The organism is Streptomyces sp. NPDC059816 (assembly GCF_042732055.1).
GTDB lineage: Bacteria > Actinomycetota > Actinomycetes > Streptomycetales > Streptomycetaceae > Streptomyces.
The window spans coordinates 151,841-170,355 of sequence record NZ_JBHWIQ010000011.1; the positions used below are offsets into that span (position 1 = coordinate 151,841).

17 protein-coding genes and 1 riboswitch are annotated in these 18,515 nt (G+C 71.8%); of the genes, 12 read left to right on the plus strand and 5 right to left on the minus strand.

The annotated features are described in order from the left end of the window. Positions 1 to 169 precede the first annotated feature (169 nt). The 11 genes from rpsB to ACFV88_RS17010 all read left to right on the plus strand — a co-directional run bounded on the left by rpsB (position 170) and on the right by ACFV88_RS17010 (position 12,526). A complete protein-coding gene (rpsB, locus tag ACFV88_RS16960) occupies positions 170 to 1,111 on the plus strand; it encodes a 30S ribosomal protein S2 (RefSeq protein ID WP_385491569.1) in 942 nt (313 codons plus the stop codon). 167 nt (positions 1,112 to 1,278) lie between these two features. After that, the gene (gene tsf, locus ACFV88_RS16965; RefSeq protein ID WP_385491572.1) at positions 1,279 to 2,115 is read left to right on the plus strand and encodes a translation elongation factor Ts; all 837 of its coding nucleotides are present in this window, start codon (positions 1,279 to 1,281) and stop codon (positions 2,113 to 2,115) included. 177 nt (positions 2,116 to 2,292) lie between these two features. After that, on the plus strand, positions 2,293 to 3,069 hold the full coding sequence (pyrH, locus tag ACFV88_RS16970) for a UMP kinase (protein WP_385491575.1): 777 nt from the start codon (positions 2,293 to 2,295) through the stop codon (positions 3,067 to 3,069). Between the two features lie 191 nt (positions 3,070 to 3,260). Beyond that, complete coding sequence (gene frr / locus ACFV88_RS16975) at positions 3,261 to 3,818, plus strand: ribosome recycling factor (RefSeq protein WP_385491577.1); 558 nt, start codon at positions 3,261 to 3,263, stop codon at positions 3,816 to 3,818. A 305-nt stretch (positions 3,819 to 4,123) separates the two neighbouring features. Then, positions 4,124 to 5,203 carry a phosphatidate cytidylyltransferase gene (locus ACFV88_RS16980; RefSeq protein ID WP_385491797.1) on the plus strand — a complete coding sequence of 360 codons (1,080 nt, stop codon included), beginning with the start codon at positions 4,124 to 4,126 and terminating at the stop codon, positions 5,201 to 5,203. Between the two features lie 458 nt (positions 5,204 to 5,661). After that, positions 5,662 to 6,582 carry a restriction endonuclease gene (locus ACFV88_RS16985; protein ID WP_385491579.1) on the plus strand — a complete coding sequence of 307 codons (921 nt, stop codon included), beginning with the start codon at positions 5,662 to 5,664 and terminating at the stop codon, positions 6,580 to 6,582. Positions 6,583 to 6,692: 110 nt separating this feature from the next. After that, complete coding sequence (locus ACFV88_RS16990) at positions 6,693 to 6,938, plus strand: hypothetical protein (RefSeq protein ID WP_385491582.1); 246 nt, start codon at positions 6,693 to 6,695, stop codon at positions 6,936 to 6,938. 245 nt (positions 6,939 to 7,183) lie between these two features. Continuing rightward, entirely contained in the window at positions 7,184 to 8,290 is a 1,107-nt protein-coding gene (gene rlmN, locus ACFV88_RS16995) for a 23S rRNA (adenine(2503)-C(2))-methyltransferase RlmN (protein ID WP_385491585.1), read from the plus strand. Positions 8,291 to 8,380: 90 nt separating this feature from the next. Next, positions 8,381 to 8,501: riboswitch (TPP riboswitch) on the plus strand. An 85-nt stretch (positions 8,502 to 8,586) separates the two neighbouring features. Further along, positions 8,587 to 9,675: a thiamine ABC transporter substrate binding subunit gene (locus tag ACFV88_RS17000; RefSeq protein ID WP_385491587.1), complete on the plus strand. Its 1,089-nt coding sequence runs from the start codon at positions 8,587 to 8,589 to the stop codon at positions 9,673 to 9,675. Positions 9,676 to 9,821: 146 nt separating this feature from the next. Then, complete coding sequence (locus ACFV88_RS17005) at positions 9,822 to 11,432, plus strand: ABC transporter permease (protein WP_385491800.1); 1,611 nt, start codon at positions 9,822 to 9,824, stop codon at positions 11,430 to 11,432. Further along, positions 11,432 to 12,526, plus strand: coding sequence for an ABC transporter ATP-binding protein (locus ACFV88_RS17010; protein ID WP_385491590.1), 1,095 nt, complete (start codon positions 11,432 to 11,434; stop codon positions 12,524 to 12,526). Before ACFV88_RS17005 ends, ACFV88_RS17010 begins: the two co-directional genes overlap by 1 nt. Before the next feature lie 28 nt (positions 12,527 to 12,554). On the opposite strand, the gene ACFV88_RS17015 is transcribed toward ACFV88_RS17010, so the two are convergent. Further along, positions 12,555 to 12,962 (minus strand): VOC family protein, encoded by a 408-nt coding sequence (locus ACFV88_RS17015; RefSeq protein ID WP_385491592.1) that lies wholly within the window; start codon positions 12,960 to 12,962, stop codon positions 12,555 to 12,557. A 302-nt stretch (positions 12,963 to 13,264) separates the two neighbouring features. Between ACFV88_RS17015 and ACFV88_RS17020 the strand changes: the two genes are divergently transcribed. Continuing rightward, on the plus strand, positions 13,265 to 14,428 hold the full coding sequence (locus tag ACFV88_RS17020; RefSeq protein WP_385491595.1) for a serine hydrolase domain-containing protein: 1,164 nt from the start codon (positions 13,265 to 13,267) through the stop codon (positions 14,426 to 14,428). Positions 14,429 to 14,457: 29 nt separating this feature from the next. On the opposite strand, the gene ACFV88_RS17025 is transcribed toward ACFV88_RS17020, so the two are convergent. The 4 genes from ACFV88_RS17025 to ACFV88_RS17040 form a co-directional block, all read right to left on the minus strand. Next, positions 14,458 to 15,663, minus strand: a complete 1,206-nt coding sequence (locus tag ACFV88_RS17025; protein WP_385491598.1) for a hypothetical protein — start codon at positions 15,661 to 15,663, stop codon at positions 14,458 to 14,460. Next, positions 15,645 to 16,400, minus strand: coding sequence for an ABC transporter ATP-binding protein (locus ACFV88_RS17030; protein WP_385491600.1), 756 nt, complete (start codon positions 16,398 to 16,400; stop codon positions 15,645 to 15,647). The genes ACFV88_RS17025 and ACFV88_RS17030 overlap by 19 nt, the downstream gene beginning before the upstream one ends. 188 nt (positions 16,401 to 16,588) lie before the next feature. Continuing rightward, entirely contained in the window at positions 16,589 to 17,983 is a 1,395-nt protein-coding gene (locus ACFV88_RS17035; RefSeq protein WP_385491602.1) for an aspartate aminotransferase family protein, read from the minus strand. Beyond that, on the minus strand, positions 17,968 to 18,465 hold the full coding sequence (locus tag ACFV88_RS17040; protein ID WP_385491605.1) for an Lrp/AsnC family transcriptional regulator: 498 nt from the start codon (positions 18,463 to 18,465) through the stop codon (positions 17,968 to 17,970). Before ACFV88_RS17040 ends, ACFV88_RS17035 begins: the two co-directional genes overlap by 16 nt. Positions 18,466 to 18,515 lie beyond the last annotated feature (50 nt).

Sequence of the window (18,515 nt, forward strand, 5' to 3'; positions counted from 1 at the left end):
ACTTCATGTGGCGACCCGGGTCACCGGGTCGACTTCGCACGCCCCGACATTCACCCCGCTCAGTGGTGGTGTCCGCGCTCCTCGGTCCTTCGTGGCACAGCGCGCCGGGGCGTCAGGCGCGACCGCCGTCCGGCGGACGCGGCAACCGAGTACCAAGGAGAACACGGCCATGGCCGTCGTCACGATGCGGGAGCTGCTGGAAAGCGGCGTCCACTTCGGTCACCAGACCCGTCGTTGGAACCCGAAGATGAAGCGCTTCATCTTCACGGAGCGCAACGGCATCTACATCATCGACCTGCTCCAGTCGCTGTCGTACATCGACCGCGCCTTCGAGTTCGTCAAGGAGACCGTCGCCCACGGCGGCACGGTCATGTTCGTCGGCACGAAGAAGCAGGCGCAGGAGGCCATCGCCGAGCAGGCGACGCGCGTCGGCATGCCCTTCGTGAACCAGCGCTGGCTGGGCGGCATGCTCACCAACTTCTCGACCGTCTACAAGCGTCTGCAGCGCCTCAAGGAGCTCGAGCAGATCGACTTCGACGACGTCGCCGCGTCCGGTCTCACCAAGAAGGAACTCCTCGTGCTCTCGCGCGAGAAGGCCAAGCTGGAGAAGACCCTCGGTGGTATCCGCGAGATGCAGAAGGTGCCCAGCGCCGTCTGGATCGTGGACACCAAGAAGGAGCACATCGCCGTCGGCGAGGCCCGCAAGCTGAACATCCCGGTCGTCGCGATCCTGGACACCAACTGCGACCCCGACGAGGTCGACTACAAGATCCCGGGCAACGACGACGCGATCCGCTCCGTCACGCTGCTCACCCGCGTGATCGCCGACGCCGTCGCCGAGGGCCTCATCGCCCGCTCCGGTGTCGCGACCGGTGACTCGAAGCCGGGCGACAAGGCCGCCGGCGAGCCGCTCGCCGAGTGGGAGCGCGACCTGCTGGAAGGCGAGAAGAAGGCCGACGAGGCCCCCGCCGCTGCTGAGGCGCCGGCCGTCGAGGCCGCCGCTGAGGTCGTTGCTGAGGCCCCCGCCGAGGAGCCGGCCGCTGAGGCCGCTGCCGAGGCCACCGAGGCGCCGGCCGTCGAGGCCCCCGCCGCCGACGCCGAGCAGGGCTGACCCGACCGGCCGAGGACCTGAGGGCCGACGGCGGGGCGGAAGGCATCACCCTCCGCCCCGCCGTCACCCGCCCGCCGGTCCGGTTCCGCGGGACGCCGTCCTGAGCCGCCCGGCCGACCGGTGACCCGTAGATCCTCGATCTTCCAGACTTCGAGAAAGATAGACTCATGGCGAACTACACCGCCGCCGACGTCAAGAAGCTCCGCGAGCTCACCGGCGCCGGCATGATGGACTGCAAGAAGGCGCTCGACGAGGCCGACGGCAACGTCGAGAAGGCCGTTGAGCTGCTCCGGGTCAAGGGCCAGAAGGGCGTCGCCAAGCGCGAGGGCCGCTCCGCCGAGAACGGCGCCGTGGTCTCCGTCATCGCCGACGACAACTCCTCCGGCGTCATCCTTGAGCTGAAGTGCGAGACGGACTTCGTCGCCAAGGGCGAGAAGTTCCAGGCCGTCGCGGGCGCGCTGGCCGCGCACGTCGCCGCCACCTCCCCCGCCGACATCGAGGCCCTGCTCGCCTCCGAGATCGAGCCGGGCAAGACCGTGCAGGCGTACGTCGACGAGGCCAACGCCAACCTCGGCGAGAAGATCGTCCTCGATCGCTTCGCCCAGTTCGCCGACGGTTACGTCGCGGCCTACATGCACCGCACGATGCCCGACCTCCCGCCGCAGATCGGTGTCCTGGTCGAGCTGGACGCGCCGAACGCCGAGGTCGCCCGCGGCATCGCGCAGCACATCGCCGCCTTCGCGCCGAAGTACCTCTCCCGCGAGGACGTCCCCGCCGAGGTCGTCGAGGCCGAGCGCCGCGTCGCCGAGGAGACGACCCGCCAGGAGGGCAAGCCCGAGGCTGCCATCCCGAAGATCGTCGAAGGTCGCGTCAACGGCTTCTTCAAGGACGCCACCGTCCTGGGCCAGCCGTACGCCCTCGACGCGAAGAAGTCCGTCCAGCAGGTCCTGAACGAGGCCGGTGTCACCCTGAAGCGCTTCTCGCGCATCAAGGTCGGCATCTGAGTCCGTTCCGCGATCGCCCGTAGACAACCGCTAGGGTCTACAGCGGTCGCCCGCGTACGAACCGCGTGCGCGACGGAGGACCGCAGATCTGACGAGGAGGCCATTGCCGAGCATGGGATGCGTACGACACCCCACCGGCAGTGGCCTTCTTCGCATGTGCACCACGAGGAGAACCCCATGACCACCCAGGCCGGCACCGGCGAGAAGAGCGCGAAGAGCGACGACGGCAAGGTTCCCGGGCGCTTCCTGTTGAAGCTGTCCGGCGAGGCGTTCGCCGGCGGCGGGGCGCTGGGCGTCGACCCCGACGTGGTGCACAACATCGCCCGGGAGATCGCGGCCGTGGTCCGCGACGGCTTCGAGATCGCCCTGGTCATCGGCGGCGGGAACTTCTTCCGGGGCGCCGAACTCCAGCAGCGCGGCATGGACCGGGCCCGCTCCGACTACATGGGCATGCTCGGCACCGTGATGAACTGCCTCGCCCTCCAGGACTTCCTGGAGAAGGAGGGCATCGACTCCCGGGTGCAGACCGCCATCACCATGGGGCAGGTCGCCGAGCCGTACATCCCGTTGCGGGCCGTGCGCCACCTGGAGAAGGGGCGCGTCGTCATCTTCGGCGCCGGCATGGGCATGCCGTACTTCTCCACCGACACCACCGCCGCCCAGCGGGCCCTGGAGATCGACGCGGAAGCCCTGCTCATGGGCAAGAACGGCGTCGACGGGGTCTACGACTCGGACCCCAAGGCCAACCCGGACGCGGTCAAGTTCGACGCCCTCGGCTACGGCGAGGTCATCACCAGGGACCTGAAGGTCGCCGACGCCACGGCGATCACCCTGTGCCGCGACAACAAGCTGCCCATCCTCGTGTTCGAACTGCTCGCCGAGGGCAATATCGCGCGCGCGGTCAAGGGTGAGAAGATCGGCACCCTGGTCGGCGACCAGGGCGCCCGGGCCTGACCCGCCCGGCCGGCAACCGGTCCGTACCCGCTCCGGGCGCCGCCGCGGGGTTCCTTCCCGGGAACCCGGGACAGGGGTACGGACAGGGGATGGACAAAGCCCTGACGGTCGGACACCGTGCAGGGGACAGACGCGACGCGGTCGGCGCCACCACCGGAGCTGGACCTACTCAAGACACGCAGGAGCAAGTGGTGATCGAAGAGACCCTCCTCGAAGCCGAGGAGAAGATGGAGAAGGCCGTCGTCGTCGCCAAGGAGGACTTCGCCGCGATCCGCACCGGTCGTGCGCACCCGGCGATGTTCAACAAGATCGTGGCGGACTACTACGGTGCGTTGACGCCGATCAACCAGCTCGCCTCGTTCTCCGTGCCCGAGCCGCGCATGGCCGTCGTCACCCCGTTCGACAAGAGCGCGCTGCGCAACATCGAGCAGGCGATCCGCGATTCGGACCTCGGCGTCAACCCGAGCAACGACGGCAATATCATCCGGGTGACGTTCCCCGAGCTGACCGAAGAGCGCCGCCGCGAGTACATCAAGGTCGCCAAGGGCAAGGCGGAGGACTCGAAGATCTCGATCCGTGCCGTGCGCCGCAAGGCCAAGGAAGCGATCGACAAGCTCGTCAAGGACGGCGAGGTCGGTGAGGACGAGGGCCGCCGCGCGGAGAAGGAACTCGACGACACCACCACGAAGTACGTCGCCCAGGTGGACGAGCTGCTGAAGCACAAGGAAGCCGAGCTGCTCGAAGTCTGATGAACGACTCTTCCTGGGGAGCGCCCTCGCGGGCCGGATACGCCGGGCCGGGGCTCCCGACCGACCAGGGACCCGCCGACGGGTCCGGCCAGGGGCCGACTCAGGACCACGGGTCCGTCCAGGGGTACGCCGCCCCGGCTCCCGGCACTCCCGGCCAGCCCTCCTTCGGCCACGCCCCCGCGGCGCCGGCCCAGGGGTACGCGTCCCTGCCCGGACAGCCCGTCCAGGGGTACGCCCCCGGTCGGGCCGCACAGGCGTACGCCCCGCCGCGGACCACCACCCCCGGTGGCCCCGGCCGAGGGGCGGTGCCGGCCGCTCCTGCGTACGATGCGCATGACGTCGTGCGGTCGGGGCAGACCCGGCCCGTGCCGGTCGTGCCCGGTGCACCTCCCGGCGGGGTACCGGACGGCTGGGGAGCCGCGACGCCGGGCGGTGCCCCTCACCCCACCCACGGCAGTACCGAGGAACTGAGCGGTTCCCGAGCAGGCCGGGCCCCGCACCAGACGGCGTCGCAGATGCCACAGGAGCCCATGCCCAGCGCACCGGAACCGCCCGCCGCACCGCAGAAGAAGAGCGCGGGACGTGACCTGGGCGCGGCCATAGGGGTCGGGCTGGGGCTCGCCGCGGTGATCGTCGCCTCGCTGTTCGTGGTGAAGGCGGTCTTCGTCGGCGTCATTGTCGTCGCGGTCGTCGTCGGGCTGTGGGAACTCACCAGCCGTCTCAAGGAACGCAAGGACATCGACGCCCCGCTGGTCCCGCTCGCGGTGGGCGGGGCCGCCATAGTCGTCGCCGGCTACGCGCGCGGTACCGACGGGGCCTGGGTGGCGATGGCGCTGACCGCGCTGACCGTTCTCGTGTGGCGGATGTCGCGGCCTCCGGACGGTTATCTGAAGGACGTCACGGCAGGGGTGTTCGCCGCCTTCTACGTGCCGTTCCTGGCGACCTTCGTGGCCCTGCTGCTCACCGCCGACGACGGTGCCTGGCGGGTGCTGACCTTCCTGGTGCTGACGGTCGTCAGCGACACGGGGGCCTACGCGATCGGCTGGCGGTTCGGCACCCACAAGCTGGCGCCGCGGATCAGCCCCGGCAAGACCCGTGAGGGACTGTTCGGCGCGATCGGCTTCGCGATGGTCGCCGGCGCCCTGTGCATGGAGTTCCTGATCGACGGGGGCACCTGGTGGCAGGGGCTGCTGCTGGGGCTCGCGGTCGCCGTCAGCGCCACGCTGGGGGACCTCGGTGAGTCCATGATCAAGCGGGACCTCGGCATCAAGGACATGGGCACGTTGCTGCCCGGCCACGGCGGCATCATGGACCGACTCGACTCGCTCCTGCCGACGGCCCCGGTGGTCTGGCTGCTGATGGTGATCTTCGTGGGGTCCGGCTGATCGGGCTCCGTGCAGGACGCGGGCGTTTCGACCTGCGCGTACGACGGTGAGGGCCGGTTGTCCACGGGACGACCGGCCCTCACCGTTTCCCTTCGCCAGCTGCGTGCGCGAGGGTTCAGCGCTTCTTGGTCCGCCGCCGTTGCGGGGGCGTCCGGGGCCCCCGGTGGAGCTGGCAGCGGGAGTAGCCGACCATCGCCGGGTTCCTGCACGGTTTCCCCGTAGTGGTCTGCGTCGATCCGCACCTGATCTGGTAGCCCACCCTGTTCCTCCCCTGTTCGCTCCGCAGTTCGAACGACCGATGGGGGAGCCGGTGTTGCAGTGGTCCCGTCCCGTAGGATTGGTCGTAGCTGGCTATGGAGTGTGGGTGGACATACTTTCGGCGAGAGGGAAGTGCCTTCATGTAGCCTAGAGTTTTAGGTGGTTCAGTAGACCTAAATGCATGAAGGGTGGCCCGCAGGATGGCAACGGACACGGCGACCGACTGGGACATCGCCGTCGGTGACGTCCTCAAGCGCGTCGAGCTGCACGAGCGCTACGGAGGGCGTCGGCAGGGCGGGATCGGGCCCTCCCGGGTGTCCGCCAACGTCTTCTGCTTCACGGACCCGGTGAAGGGCCACAAGCACGGCTACTTCGACGGCTGGGGCGACGACGGCTGTTACCACTACGCCGGCGAGGGCCAACTCGGCGACCAGAAGATGACCCAGGGCAACCTGGCCATCCTGAAGCACCAGGGCGAGGGCCGGGCCCTGCGCCTCTTCAAGGGCCTCGGCTCGGGCATGTGCCAGTACCTCGGGGAGTTCGTGCTGCCCGAGGAGCGGCCCTGGTACCGCACCGAGGCGCCGGAGACGAACGACGGACCGGTCCGCAGCGTCATCATGTTCCGCTTGCAGCCGCTCACGGCGGCCCCGCCCGCCGGCTCCCAGCTTCCGCACACCCCCGAGGACAGCCCCCGGGTGGAGACGCTGGAGGTGGAGGCGCAGTACACCGAGCGCATGTGGGTCGAGCCCTCCCGCGAACCGTACGAGGCCGAACGGGCCGAGGCGAAGCTGGTCCTGGGGTACGCCGACCACCTCCGGCTGCTGGGCCACGAGACGACGCGGCACCGCATCGCACCGACCGGCGTCGCGAAGTGGCTACTGACCGACCTCTACGACGTCACGGCCAACCGGCTCTACGAGGCCAAGGGCTCGGTCGGGCGGAGCGCCGTCCGGATGGCCGTCGGGCAACTCCTGGACTACGCCCGCTTCCTCCCCGAGCCGGAGCTGGCGCTGTTGGTGCCCTCCCGCCCGGAGGACGACCTGCTCGACCTGTGCGCCGGGCTGAAGATCGTCGTCGTCTGGCCGGAAGGAGACGGATACGCGTCCACCGACGCGGCCTGACCGCGGGCACCGGCGGTGCCCCACCACACGAAGCAGGCCACCCGCGGCGCCTGGTAACGAAGCGGGTGGCCCGTGCTCACCGTCCTCGGAGGAACAGGAGCAGTCCAAGTATGTCCGAAAACCCGGAGGGGCGAGCAGCCCTGCTCGCACGGGCCGCGATGTTCGGCAGCGCGCTGTCGGCCGGCGTGGTCCTCGTCCTCGCCGGCGGCGCGACGCCGGTGGAGGCATCGGCCTACGTCGCCCCCTTCCTGATGTTCCTGCACCGCGGCGCCCCCGTGCCCGGAGCACGCGGCGCCGCCCGCCGGCAGCTGCCGCGCGCAGGCGGGCCCCCGTCACCGGAATCGGCCCGGGAGTAGCGAACGACGGGCCCGTCCGTGCGGGCGGGCCCGTCCGGTGCGCGGTGCCGCTGTGACTCGCGGCACCGTGCCCGGCTCCCCGTCGCCGCCGACACGGGCCGTCGCACGGTGCCCCCGGCGGCGACCACCAGCGCGAACGCGACGGACACCGGGTCGCCCGCAGTCGACGGGGGTGGCGGGTGCCGGCCACCGCCGCCGGCGACGCACCCGGGCCACGGGCTCGCGTCTGCGACACTGGAGGCACCATGCCCAAGCCCGGAGAACTCACTTTCGTCGCCCCGCGCGGAGCCAAGAAGCCCCCGCGGCACCTCGCCGACCTCTCGCCCGCCGAGCGCAAGGAAGCCGTCGCCGCCATCGGCGAGAAACCGTTCCGCGCCAAGCAGCTCTCGCAGCACTACTTCGCGCGGTACGTCCACGACCCCGCCCAGTGGACGGACATCCCGGCCGGCGCGCGCGACAGGTTGCAGGAGGCCCTGCTCCCGGACCTCATGTCCGTGGTGCGGCACATCAGCTGCGACGACGACACCACCCGCAAGACGCTGTGGCGCCTGTTCGACGGCACCCTCGTGGAGTCGGTGCTGATGCGGTACCCGGACCGGGTCACCATGTGCATCAGCTCCCAGGCCGGCTGCGGAATGAACTGCCCCTTCTGCGCCACCGGCCAGGCGGGGCTGGACCGCAACCTGTCGACGGCCGAGATCGTGCACCAGATCGTGGACGGCATGCGCGCGCTGCGGGACGGGGAGATCCCCGGCGGCCCGGCGCGCCTGTCGAACATCGTGTTCATGGGCATGGGCGAGCCGCTGGCCAACTACAACCGCGTCGTGGGGGCGATCCGTCGCCTCACCGACCCGGAGCCGGACGGCCTCGGCCTGTCCCAGCGCGGGATCACGGTGTCGACGGTCGGGCTCGTCCCCGCGATCCGCCGGTTCACCGACGAGGGCTTCAAGTGCCGGCTCGCGATCTCCCTGCACGCGCCCGACGACGAGCTGCGCGACACCCTCGTCCCGGTCAACACGCGCTGGAAGGTCCGGGAGGTCCTCGACGCGGGCTGGGAGTACACCGAGCGCTCCGGTCGGCGACTGTCCATCGAGTACGCCCTGATCCGGGACATCAACGACCAGGCGTGGCGCGGTGACCTGCTCGGGCGACTGCTCAAGAACAAGCGGGTGCACGTCAACCTCATCCCGCTCAACCCGACGCCCGGCTCCAAGTGGACCGCGTCCCGTCCCGAGGACGAGAAGGCGTTCGTGGAGGCCATCGCGGCGCACGGGGTGGCGGTCACCGTCCGGGACACCCGGGGCCAGGAGATCGACGGGGCCTGTGGACAGCTGGCGGCATCCGAACGCTAGAGCGGTACTCTTGTCCCGAACGCCCGCATAGCGTCCTGTGCGCAGCGAGCGGTTCGAGCCATTCGCAGCACCTTCACGACAGACAACTGCATTTTCCGACAGGGGAGCGCCACAGCGCTGAGAGTGCGGCAGCCGGGTCACACCGGCGGGCCGCAGACCCTCTGAACCTCGCCCGGGTCATTCCGGGTAGGAAGTTCGGTCACCACTCAAGCTGTTGCGCCCTGCCCGCGCTCCCGCCCCGGGGGCCGCGGGCGGGGCCGCGTCTCTTCCTGGTCCGCTCCAGGAGGAACAACCACGTGAGCACCACCAAGAAGGCCACCGCCGTCGCCCTCGCGGCCGGGCTGGGCCTCGTCACCCTCTCCGGCTGCGCCGAGAGCGGCGACGACGGGCACGGCAGCGGGTCCAAGACGGTCACCCTGGTCAGCCACAGCTCCTTCGCCGCCTCCGAAGAGGTGCTGGAGGAGTTCGAGAAGGAGTCCGGTTACACGCTCAAGGTCCTGGAGGACGGGGACGCGGGCGTGGCCGTCAACAAGGCCATCCTGACCAAGGGCAACCCGCAGGGCGACGTGTTCTTCGGCATCGACAACACCCTGCTCTCCCGCGGCCTCGACAACGAGCTCTTCACGCCCTACGAGGCGACGGGCGCGGACAGCGTCCGGCTCCCGAAGCGGCCGCTGCTCGACAAGCAGGACCGGGTCACCCTCGTCGACACCGGCGAGATATGCGTCAACTACGACAAGAAGTACTTCGCGGACAAGGGCGTGACCCCGCCGGAGACCTTCGATGACCTGGTGAAGCCGGCGTACAAGAACCTCCTCGTGGTGGAGAACCCGGCCACCTCCTCGCCCGGCCTCGGCTTCCTCATGGGCACCGTCGCCCAGCAGGGCGGCGCCGCGTGGCCCGACTACTGGAAGAAGCTGAAGGACAACGGCGTCAAGGTCGTGGACGGCTGGGACCAGGCGTACAACGAGGAGTTCTCCGGCTCCGCCGGCGGCAAGAAGGCCGGCGGCGACCGTCCGCTCGTCGTCTCGTACGCCTCCTCCCCGCCCGTCGAGGCGATCTACTCCGACCCCAAGCCCGCCGAGGCGCCGACCGGCGTCTCCACCGGCACCTGCTTCCAGCAGGCGGAGTACGCGGGCCTGCTCGCGGGTGCGAAGAACCCGGAGGGCGGCAAGGCCCTGCTGGACTTCCTGAGCGAGCGCACCTTCCAGGCGGACATGCCGCTGAACATGTTCGTGGACCCGGTGCACAAGGACGTCAAGGTCCCCGCGGACTTCGCCCGGTACGCGGTCGAGGTGCCCTCGCCGCTGACGATGGACCCGCAGCGGATCGCCGACCACCGTGACCAGTGGGTCAAGCAGTGGACCTCGCTCGTAGTGAAGTAGGCCGCGCGGCCGACGGCCCCCGCCCCGGTGACCCGTCCGGGTCGGGCGCGGCGGCCGGCACGGGCCCCGGGCGCACCGACGCCGCCGGGCCCGCGGCCCCGCGCACCCGGTCGGACCGCCGGGGCGCGCTGCTGCGCTGCGCGCTGATGGCGCTGCCGGTGGTGTTCTTCGCGGTGTTCTTCGCCTACCCGGTGACCGCGATCGTGGCCCGCGGGCTGCGGCCGGAGGGCGTCTGGCAACTCGGGGCGATCGGGGAGGTCCTGGCCCGCCCGGAGATCCGCGAGGTGCTGTGGTTCACCACCTGGCAGGCCCTCGCCTCGACGGCGGGGACCCTGCTGATCGCGCTGCCCGGTGCCTACGTCTTCGCCCGGTTCGCCTTCCCCGGCAAGCAACTGCTGCGGGCCGTGGTCACCGTGCCCTTCGTGCTGCCCACCGTCGTCGCCGGCTCGGCGTTCCTCGCCCTCCTCGGCCGCGGCGGTCTGCTGGACCGGGCGGCCGGCGTACGGCTCGACACCACCGTGTGGGCGATCCTGCTGGCGCACGTCTTCTTCAACTACGCGGTCGTGGTGCGCACCGTGGGCGGACTCTGGGCCCAACTCGACCCGCGGCAGGAGGAAGCCGCCCGGGTGCTCGGCGCCTCCCGGTTCGCCGCCTGGCGGACGGTGACCCTGCCCGCGCTGCGGCCCGCCGTCGCGGGAGCCACACTGATGGTGTTCCTGTTCACCTTCACCTCCTTCGGCGTGGTCCAGATCCTCGGCGGCCCCGCGTTCTCCACCCTGGAAGTGGAGATCTACCGGCAGACCTCCCAGATCTTCGACCTCTCCAGCGCCGCCGTGCTCACCCTCGTGCAGTTCGTCGCCGTCGGCCTGATCCTCGCCGTCCACGCCTGGAGCGTGCGCCGCCGGGAGCACGGGCTGCGGCTGGTCGACCCCTCGGTCACCGCACGCCGCCCGCGCGGTGCGGGGCAGTGGGCCCTGCTCGCCGGGGTGCTGGCCACCGTCGCCGCGCTGATCGTGCTGCCCCTCGGGGTGCTGGTGGCCCGCTCCTTCCAGGACACCGAAGGGGCCTTCACCCTCACCTACTACCGGTCGCTCACCTCCGCCGAGGGCGGTGCGTTCCTCGTGCCGCCCATCAACGCCATCGGCAACTCCCTGCTGTACGCGCTCGCCGCCACCGCCATCGCCCTGGTCATCGGGGGGCTCGCCGCCGCCGCACTGACCCGGCGCGCGGGGCGCCTGGTGCGCGGCTTCGACGCGCTGCTCATGCTGCCGCTCGGGGTGTCCGCGGTCACCGTCGGCTTCGGGTTCCTGATCACCCTGGACGAGCCGCCGCTCGACCTGCGGGCCTCCTGGTGGCTGGTGCCGCTGGCGCAGGCCCTGGTCGGGGTGCCGTTCGTGGTGCGGACGATGCTGCCCGTCCTCAGGTCCGTCGACGGGCGGCTGCGCGAGGCGGCGGCCGTGCTGGGCGCCTCGCCGTGGCGGGCCTGGCGCGAGGTGGACCTGCCCCTGGTGCGGCGGGCGCTGCTGATCGCCGCCGGGTTCGCCTTCGCCGTCTCGCTGGGCGAGTTCGGGGCCACGGTGTTCATCGCCCGCCCCGACGAACCGACCCTGCCCGTCGCCGTCGCCCGGCTCCTCGGCCGCGCCGGGGAACTCAACTACGGCCAGGCCATGGCCCTCTCGACCCTCCTGATGGTGGTGTGCGCCGTGTCCCTGCTGCTCCTCGAACGCCTCCGGACCGATCACGCGGGGGAGTTCTGATGACCGCGAACCCGACCACCGACGCCGAAGCCGGCACCGCCACCGCCACCGCCACCCGTACGGACACCGAAGCGGCTCTGCGGCTGGACGGCGCGACCGTGCGCTTCGGCGCCCGCGCCGCGCTGGACTCGGTGTCGCTCGACGTCGCCGAGCACGAGGTCGTCTGCGTGCTCGGCCCCAGCGGCAGCGGCAAGTCCACGCTGCTGCGGGCGGTCGCCGGGCTCCAGGACCTCGACGCGGGACGGGTCCTGCTCGGCGGCCGGGACCGGACGGGGACGCCGGCGCACCAGCGGGGCGTGGGCCTGATGTTCCAGGACCACCAACTGTTCGCGCACCGCGACGTCGGCGCCAACGTCGCCTTCGGCCTGCGGATGCACGGGGCCCCACGGGCCGAGCAGGAGGCCCGGGTGGCGGAACTGCTGACCCTGGTGGGACTGCCCGGCGCAGCTCGTCGGGCCGTCGCCTCGCTGTCCGGCGGGGAGCAACAGCGGGTGGCCCTCGCCCGTGCCCTCGCACCCCGCCCCCGGCTGCTGCTGCTCGACGAGCCGCTGGGCCAACTCGACCGCACCCTGCGCGAACGGCTCGTCGTGGAACTGCGGGAACTCTTCGGCGCCCTGGGCACCACCGTGCTCGCGGTCACCCACGACCAGGGCGAGGCGTTCGCGCTCGCCGACCGGGTGGTGGTGATGCGGGACGGCCGGGTCGCCCAGACGGGCAGCCCGCTCGACGTATGGCAGCGCCCGGCGGACGAGTTCGTGGCCCGCTTCCTCGGCTTCGACAACATCGTGGCGGGCGTCGTGAGCGGTGGCACGGTGCGCACCGCCTGGGGCGAGCTGACCGTGCCCGCAGGGACTCCGGCGGGGGAGCGGTTGGTCCTGGTCCGCCCGGCGGGGGTGCGGCTGGTGGGGCCGGACGCCGGGCTGGCCTGCGAGGTGAGCGCCCGGACCTTCCGCGGCACCCATGTCGCGCTGCGCCTCCAGCCGGCCGGAACGGCGCCCCCGTTGGAGGCCGCGTGCGGGCTGCGGGACGCACCGGAGCCCGGGCGGCGGGTCGGGGTGGAGTTCGATCCGGCGGAGACGGTCGTCCTGGGCTGACCGCCGACGGCCGGTTCACCCGGTCGGGTCAGCCGGCGAGGGCCGCCGGGTCCATCCAGACGATCTCCCAGGTGTGACCGTCCAGGTCGTCGAAGGAGCGGCCGTACATGAACCCGTGGTCCTGGGTGTCGCCCGCCGGGGTGGCGCCCAGGGAGAACGCGGTGTCGACCAGCTCGTCGACCTTCGCGCGGCTCTCGGCGCTCAGCGCCAGCAGCACCTGGCTGGACTTCGTGGCGTCCGCGATGGGCTTCTTCGCGAAGTCGGCGTACCGCTCGTGGTCGAGCAGCATCACCACGATCGTGTCGCTGACCACCACGGAGGCGGTGTGGTCGTCGGAGAACGCGGGGTTCAGCTCGTAGCCCAACCCGGTGAAGAACTCCTTGGAGGCCGCCAGGTCGGCGACGGGGAGGTTCGGGAAGATCATCTGCTGGTACACGGGGTCCTCTTTCTGACGGGTGGGTGGTGCCGGCGGTTTCCTCCGTCCACCGTGGACCGTCCGGGAGTGCCGGGCGCGGCGGCGGGCCGTTCAATGAGAAGCGGTGGGCCGCTCCATGAGTGGACGGGGGAGCCGCACGGAACTCATCGCTGCCGCGCGAAGTTCCTCGTACGAATGCGCGGGCCATCCCCCGGAAGGGTGAATCCCGGTGTTCCGATGATTCCGGGCCGCTCCGGGAGTCCCCCCTGCGGACCCGCCCCGGCACCCGGTCCGGGGCGCGGCCACGAACCGAAAGGCACAGCATGCCCGACACCAGCACCGATCTGGGCGGTCTCCTACGGGCCGGGGTGGCCGACGGAACGGTCCCGGGCGCCGTGGCCCTGGTCGCCCGCCCCGGACGCACCGAGATCGCGGTCGTCGGCGCGGTGGACACCGGGGGCACCGCACCGATGGCCAGGGACAGCATCTTCCGCATCGCCTCGCTCACCAAGGTGGTCACGGCCGCCGCCGTGCTGACCCTGGTGGAGGACGGCACGCTGGCCCCCGAGGACCCCGTCGACCGGTGGCTGCCCGAACTGTCGTCCCCCGTCGTCGTCCGGGACCCGTACGGTCCGGTGGACGACGTGGTGCCCGCCGACCGCCCCCTCACGGTGGCCGACCTGCTCACCTCCCGCGCCGGGTACGGCTTCCCCGCCGACTTCGACCTGCCGGCCGTCACCCCCCTGCTCACCGAACTGCGCCAGGGGCCGCCGCGCCCGGACCTCACGCTCACCCCCGACGAGTGGACGGCGACACTGGCCCGGGTGCCGCTGCTGGCCCAGCCCGGTGCGCAGTGGCTGTACAACACCACATCCGACCTCCAGGGCGTGCTGGTCGCCCGGGCCGCGGACCGCCCGCTGCCGGAGTACCTGGCCCAGCGGCTGTTCGAGCCGCTGGGGATGAGCGACACGGGCTTCCACGTACCGCCCGGCAAGCTCGACCGCTTCACCAGCCAGTACCGGCCCGCCGACGGGGGAGCGCTCGACCTGGTGGACGCCCCCGACGGGGCGTGGAGCCGTCCGCCGTCCTTCCCGTCCGGCGCCGGGGGGCTCGTCTCCACCCTCGACGACTGGTGGGCGCTGTACCGGATGCTGCTCGCCGACGGAGTGGGCGTCGACGGCCGCCGGGTGCTCGCCCCGGAGTCGGTGCGCCGGATGCGCACCGACCACCTGACCCCCGCCCAGCGCGAGGCCGGCGCCCTCTTCCTCGAAGGCCAGGGCTGGGGGTACGGGGGTGCCGTCGACGTCCTGGCCGTCGACCCGTGGAACGTGCCGGGCCGCTACGGCTGGACGGGCGGTACGGGAACCACCGCGCACCTGGTGCCCGCCACCGGCACCGTCACGATCCTGCTGACCCAGGTGGAGCTGACCGGACCGCAGCCCCCGAAGCTGATGCGGGACTTCTGGGCGTACGCGCAGCAGGGCTGAGGCACCGCAGGGGCGGGCGCGCCAGCAGGTCAGCGGTCCAGCGGGGCCGCGGCGAGCGCCGCGACCGCCCAGGTCAACGGGCCGAACAGCAGGCACAGGGCGGCGACGCGCAGCAGGGCCGCCGCCCGCAGGGCCGCGGCGGGCGCCCCCTGCCGCAGCAGGGCCGCCGTGGTCCGCGACCTCGCCTGCCGGGCCTCGACCGCGGCCAGGGCGAGCGCGGCGAGGGCGCACCCCACGACCAGACCCGCGCCCAGCACGCTCAGCGGACCGGTGTCGGGCTCGGAACCGGTGTACAGCGTGGTCGCCGCGTAGGCACCCGCCGCGACCGCGCACACCACCCCGAGCGGCCGGCCGATCCGGTGGGCCTCGCGCTGGAGCACGCGCCCGGCCAGCAACCGCACCGCCCCCGGCCGCACGGCCTGCACGGCCCGTCCGCACAGGTACGTCATTCCGGGCCCGGCGAGCGCCAGCCCGACCGCGGTGAGGGCCCACCCGACGAGCACGCTCAGCGAGCCGCCCGCCAGTCCGCCCGGCAGCCGCAGCCCCGGTGCGGGGCCCGATCCGCCGGCGTACGACTCCACGGCGAGGCCCGCCGCGAGCAGGGCGATCCCCCAGGGCAGGCCGGCGGGCGTCGCCGGGGCGGCCGGCGGGAGGTCGGCGTCGTCGACGAGCTCGTCCGGGTCGCGCACGACCGGTCGGCCCCGGCCGCCGCCCGGCTCGACGGAGGTCCTGGGCCGCAGGGACAGCACGGCGGCACCGGACGCGGTCACCGGGACCAGGGCGAGCAGCGTCAGGATCGCGGCGAGGGGCAGCTCACGGTCGGCGGCGAGCAGTTCGGAGGCCCCGCCGGCGAACGGCAGGAACCCGAGGTCCCCGCGCAGGTACAGGAAGAGCAGCAGCGCGGCCAGGGCACCGGTGGTGCTGGCGCCGGCCGTCGACACCGCGGCGAACACCGCGCGCCGCGCGGGGCCGAGGCCCACCGCGGACAGTCCCCGGCGCGGTCGGGCGGCCGGATCGGTGCGGGCCACCGCCAGCGCCAGGTACGCGGTCGCCGCGAGGGGCGCCGCGCACCAGGCGAGCCGCAGGGAGGAGCCGGCGGCGGCCCAGGGGTGGCCGAGCGCGTAGCCGAAGGTGCACAGCAGCAGGAGGGTGGTGCCCGTCGAGGCGGCCGTGACGAGGAGCCGGCGGGCCTGGACCGAGGGGCCGGCGCCGAGCGCTAGACGGAGAGCGAGCACGCGGCCCGGCCTTCCGTCGCACCGTCGGCCGGGCCGACCGGGCCGGACAGCCGCCCGTCGACCAGGGACACCGTCCGGTCGGCGAGGGCCGCGGTGTCCGGGTCGTGGGAGGCCAGGACGACGGTGATGCCGTGGGAACGGGCGGCCGTGGTGAGCGTGCGCAGCAGATGGGCCCGGTCGGCGCGGTGCAGGGCGGCGGTCGGCTCGTCGGCGAAGACCACGGACGGCTCGCCGATCAGGGCCCGGGCGAACGCCACCCGCTGGCGCCCGGCCCGGAGCAGGGCGTGCGGGCGCTTGCGGGCCTGGTCGGCGACGTCCAGTCGGGCCAGCCACTCCAGTGCGGCGGCCTTCGCCGTGCGACGGGCGACCCCGGCCAGCATCAGCGGCAGGGCGACGTTCTCCCAGGCGTTCAGCTCCGGTACGAGGCCGGGTTCCGCCTCCACCCAGCCGAACCGCTCGCGGCGCAGCCGTTCCCGGGCGGCCGGGCCGAGCGTGTGCACGGGGACGCTGTTGAACCACACCTCGCCGCCGCGTCGGGGGAGCAACTGCCCGGACAGCAGCCGCAGCAGGGTGGACTTCCCGCTGCCGCGGGGTCCGGTCACGGCGAGGATCTCGCCCTCGCGGACCCCCAACGAGACGCCCGTGAGCGCGGGCGAGCCGTGGTACGAGAAGCTCAGGGAGCGGGCCCAGAGCGCGTCGCTGTCCGGCGGGGCCGACGGGGGCGACTGGGGCGTCATGCGGCGTGCACCTCGGTTCAGTTCCGTTCCGTCCCCCGTACGGGGGAACGAAGCCCGGGCCGATCGGTCACTGGGCACCGTAGGCAGGCCCGCCGCCGCTCCCCGGAAAGCACACGGCCCGGGCGCGCCCTTCTCACTCGGAAGGGTGCGCCCGGGCCGTGTTCACGTCGGGCTGAGGGGGCCGTGACCTACAGGAGGGTCCACGCCTCCTGGAGGACGCCGCGGATGATCTGCTCCATCTCGTCGAAGGTCGACTGGTCGGAGGTCAGTGGCGGGGACAGCTGGATGACCGGGTCGCCACGGTCGTCGGCGCGGCAGTAGAGGCCGTTCTCGAAGAGCTTCTTGGAGACGTGGCCGTAGAGGATGCGCTCGGACTCCTCGTCGTTGAAGGACTCCTTGGTGGCCTTGTCCTTCACCAGCTCGATGCCGTAGAAGTAGCCGCTGCCGCGGACGTCACCGACGATCGGCAGGTCGTTCAGCTTCTGGAGCGTGGACAGGAACGCGGCCTCGTTGTCGAGGACGTGCTGGTTGAGGTTCTCGCGCTCGAACAGGTCGAGGTTGGCGAGGCCGACGGCCGCGGAGACCGGGTGGCCGCCGAAGGTGTAGCCGTGCAGGAAGGTGTTGTCGCCCTTGTAGAACGGCTCGGCGATCCGGTCCGAGACGATGCAGGCACCGATCGGGGAGTAGCCCGAGGTCATGCCCTTGGCGCAGGTGATCATGTCCGGGACGTAGCCGAACTTCTCGCAGCCGAACATCGTGCCGAGCCGGCCGAAGGCACAGATGACCTCGTCCGAGACGAGCAGGACGTCGTACTCGTCGCAGATCTCGCGCACCCGCTGGAAGTAGCCGGGCGGGGGCGGGAAACAACCGCCCGCGTTCTGCACCGGCTCCAGGAAGACCGCGGCGACGGTCTCCGGGCCCTCGAAGAGGATCTGCTGCTCGATCTGGTCGGCGGCCCAGCGGCCGAACAGCTCCGGGTCGACGCCGTCGCCGTGGTCGAGGAACGAGGGCGCCCGGTAGATGTTGGTGTTCGGGACCTTGTGCGCACCCGGTACCAGCGGCTCGAAGGGCGCCTTCAGGGCGGACAGACCGGTGATGGACAGGGCGCCCTGCGGGGTGCCGTGGTAGGCGACCGCGCGGGAGATGACCTTGTGCTTGGTGGGCTTGCCCTGGAGCTTGAAGTACTGCTTGGCGAGCTTCCAGGCGGTCTCGACGGCCTCGCCGCCGCCGGTGGTGAAGAAGACCTTGTTGAGGTCGCCCGGGGCGTAGTGGGCTATCCGCTCGGCCAGCTCGACGGCCTTCGGGTGGGCGTAGGACCACACGGGGAAGAAGGCCAGTTCCTGGGCCTGCTTGAAGGCGGTCTCCGCCAGCTCCGTGCGGCCGTGTCCGGCCTGGACGACGAACAGACCCGCGAGACCGTCCAGGTAGCGCTTGCCCTTGTCGTCGTAGATGTAGGTGCCCTCACCACGCACAATGGTGGGAACGGGCGCGTTCTCGTACGACGACATGCGCGTGAAGTGCATCCAGAGGTGGTCGTACGCGGTTCGGCTGAGGTCCTTGCTCACGGCTATCGGGTTCCCCACATATAGGTCTGCTTCTTGAGCTTCAGGTAGACGAAGCTCTCGGTGGAGCGCACCGCGGGCAGCGCCCGGATGCGTTTGTTGATCACTTCGAGCAGGTGGTCGTCGTCCTCGCAGACGACCTCCACCAGGAGGTCGAACGAGCCCGCGGTCATCACCACGTACTCGACCTCCGGCATGGCGGTGAGCGCTTCGGCCACCGGGTCCAGATCGCCTTCGACGTTGATCCCGACCATCGCCTGTCTGCGGAAGCCCACGGTGAGCGGGTCCGTGACGGCGACGATCTGCATCACGCCCTGGTCGAGCAGCTTCTGGACCCGCTGGCGCACGGCCGCCTCGGAGAGGCCGACGGCCTTGCCGATCGCGGCGTACGGCCGGCGGCCGTCCTGCTGGAGCTGTTCGATGATGGCGAGGGATACGGCGTCCAGCGGGGGAGAGCCGTTCCCGTTCCGGGAGTCCCTGGGTTCTGCGCTACGACTGGCCACGTCAACCACTGTGCACGAGGTCTCGTCGCTTTCGCAAGACCAAAGCGATG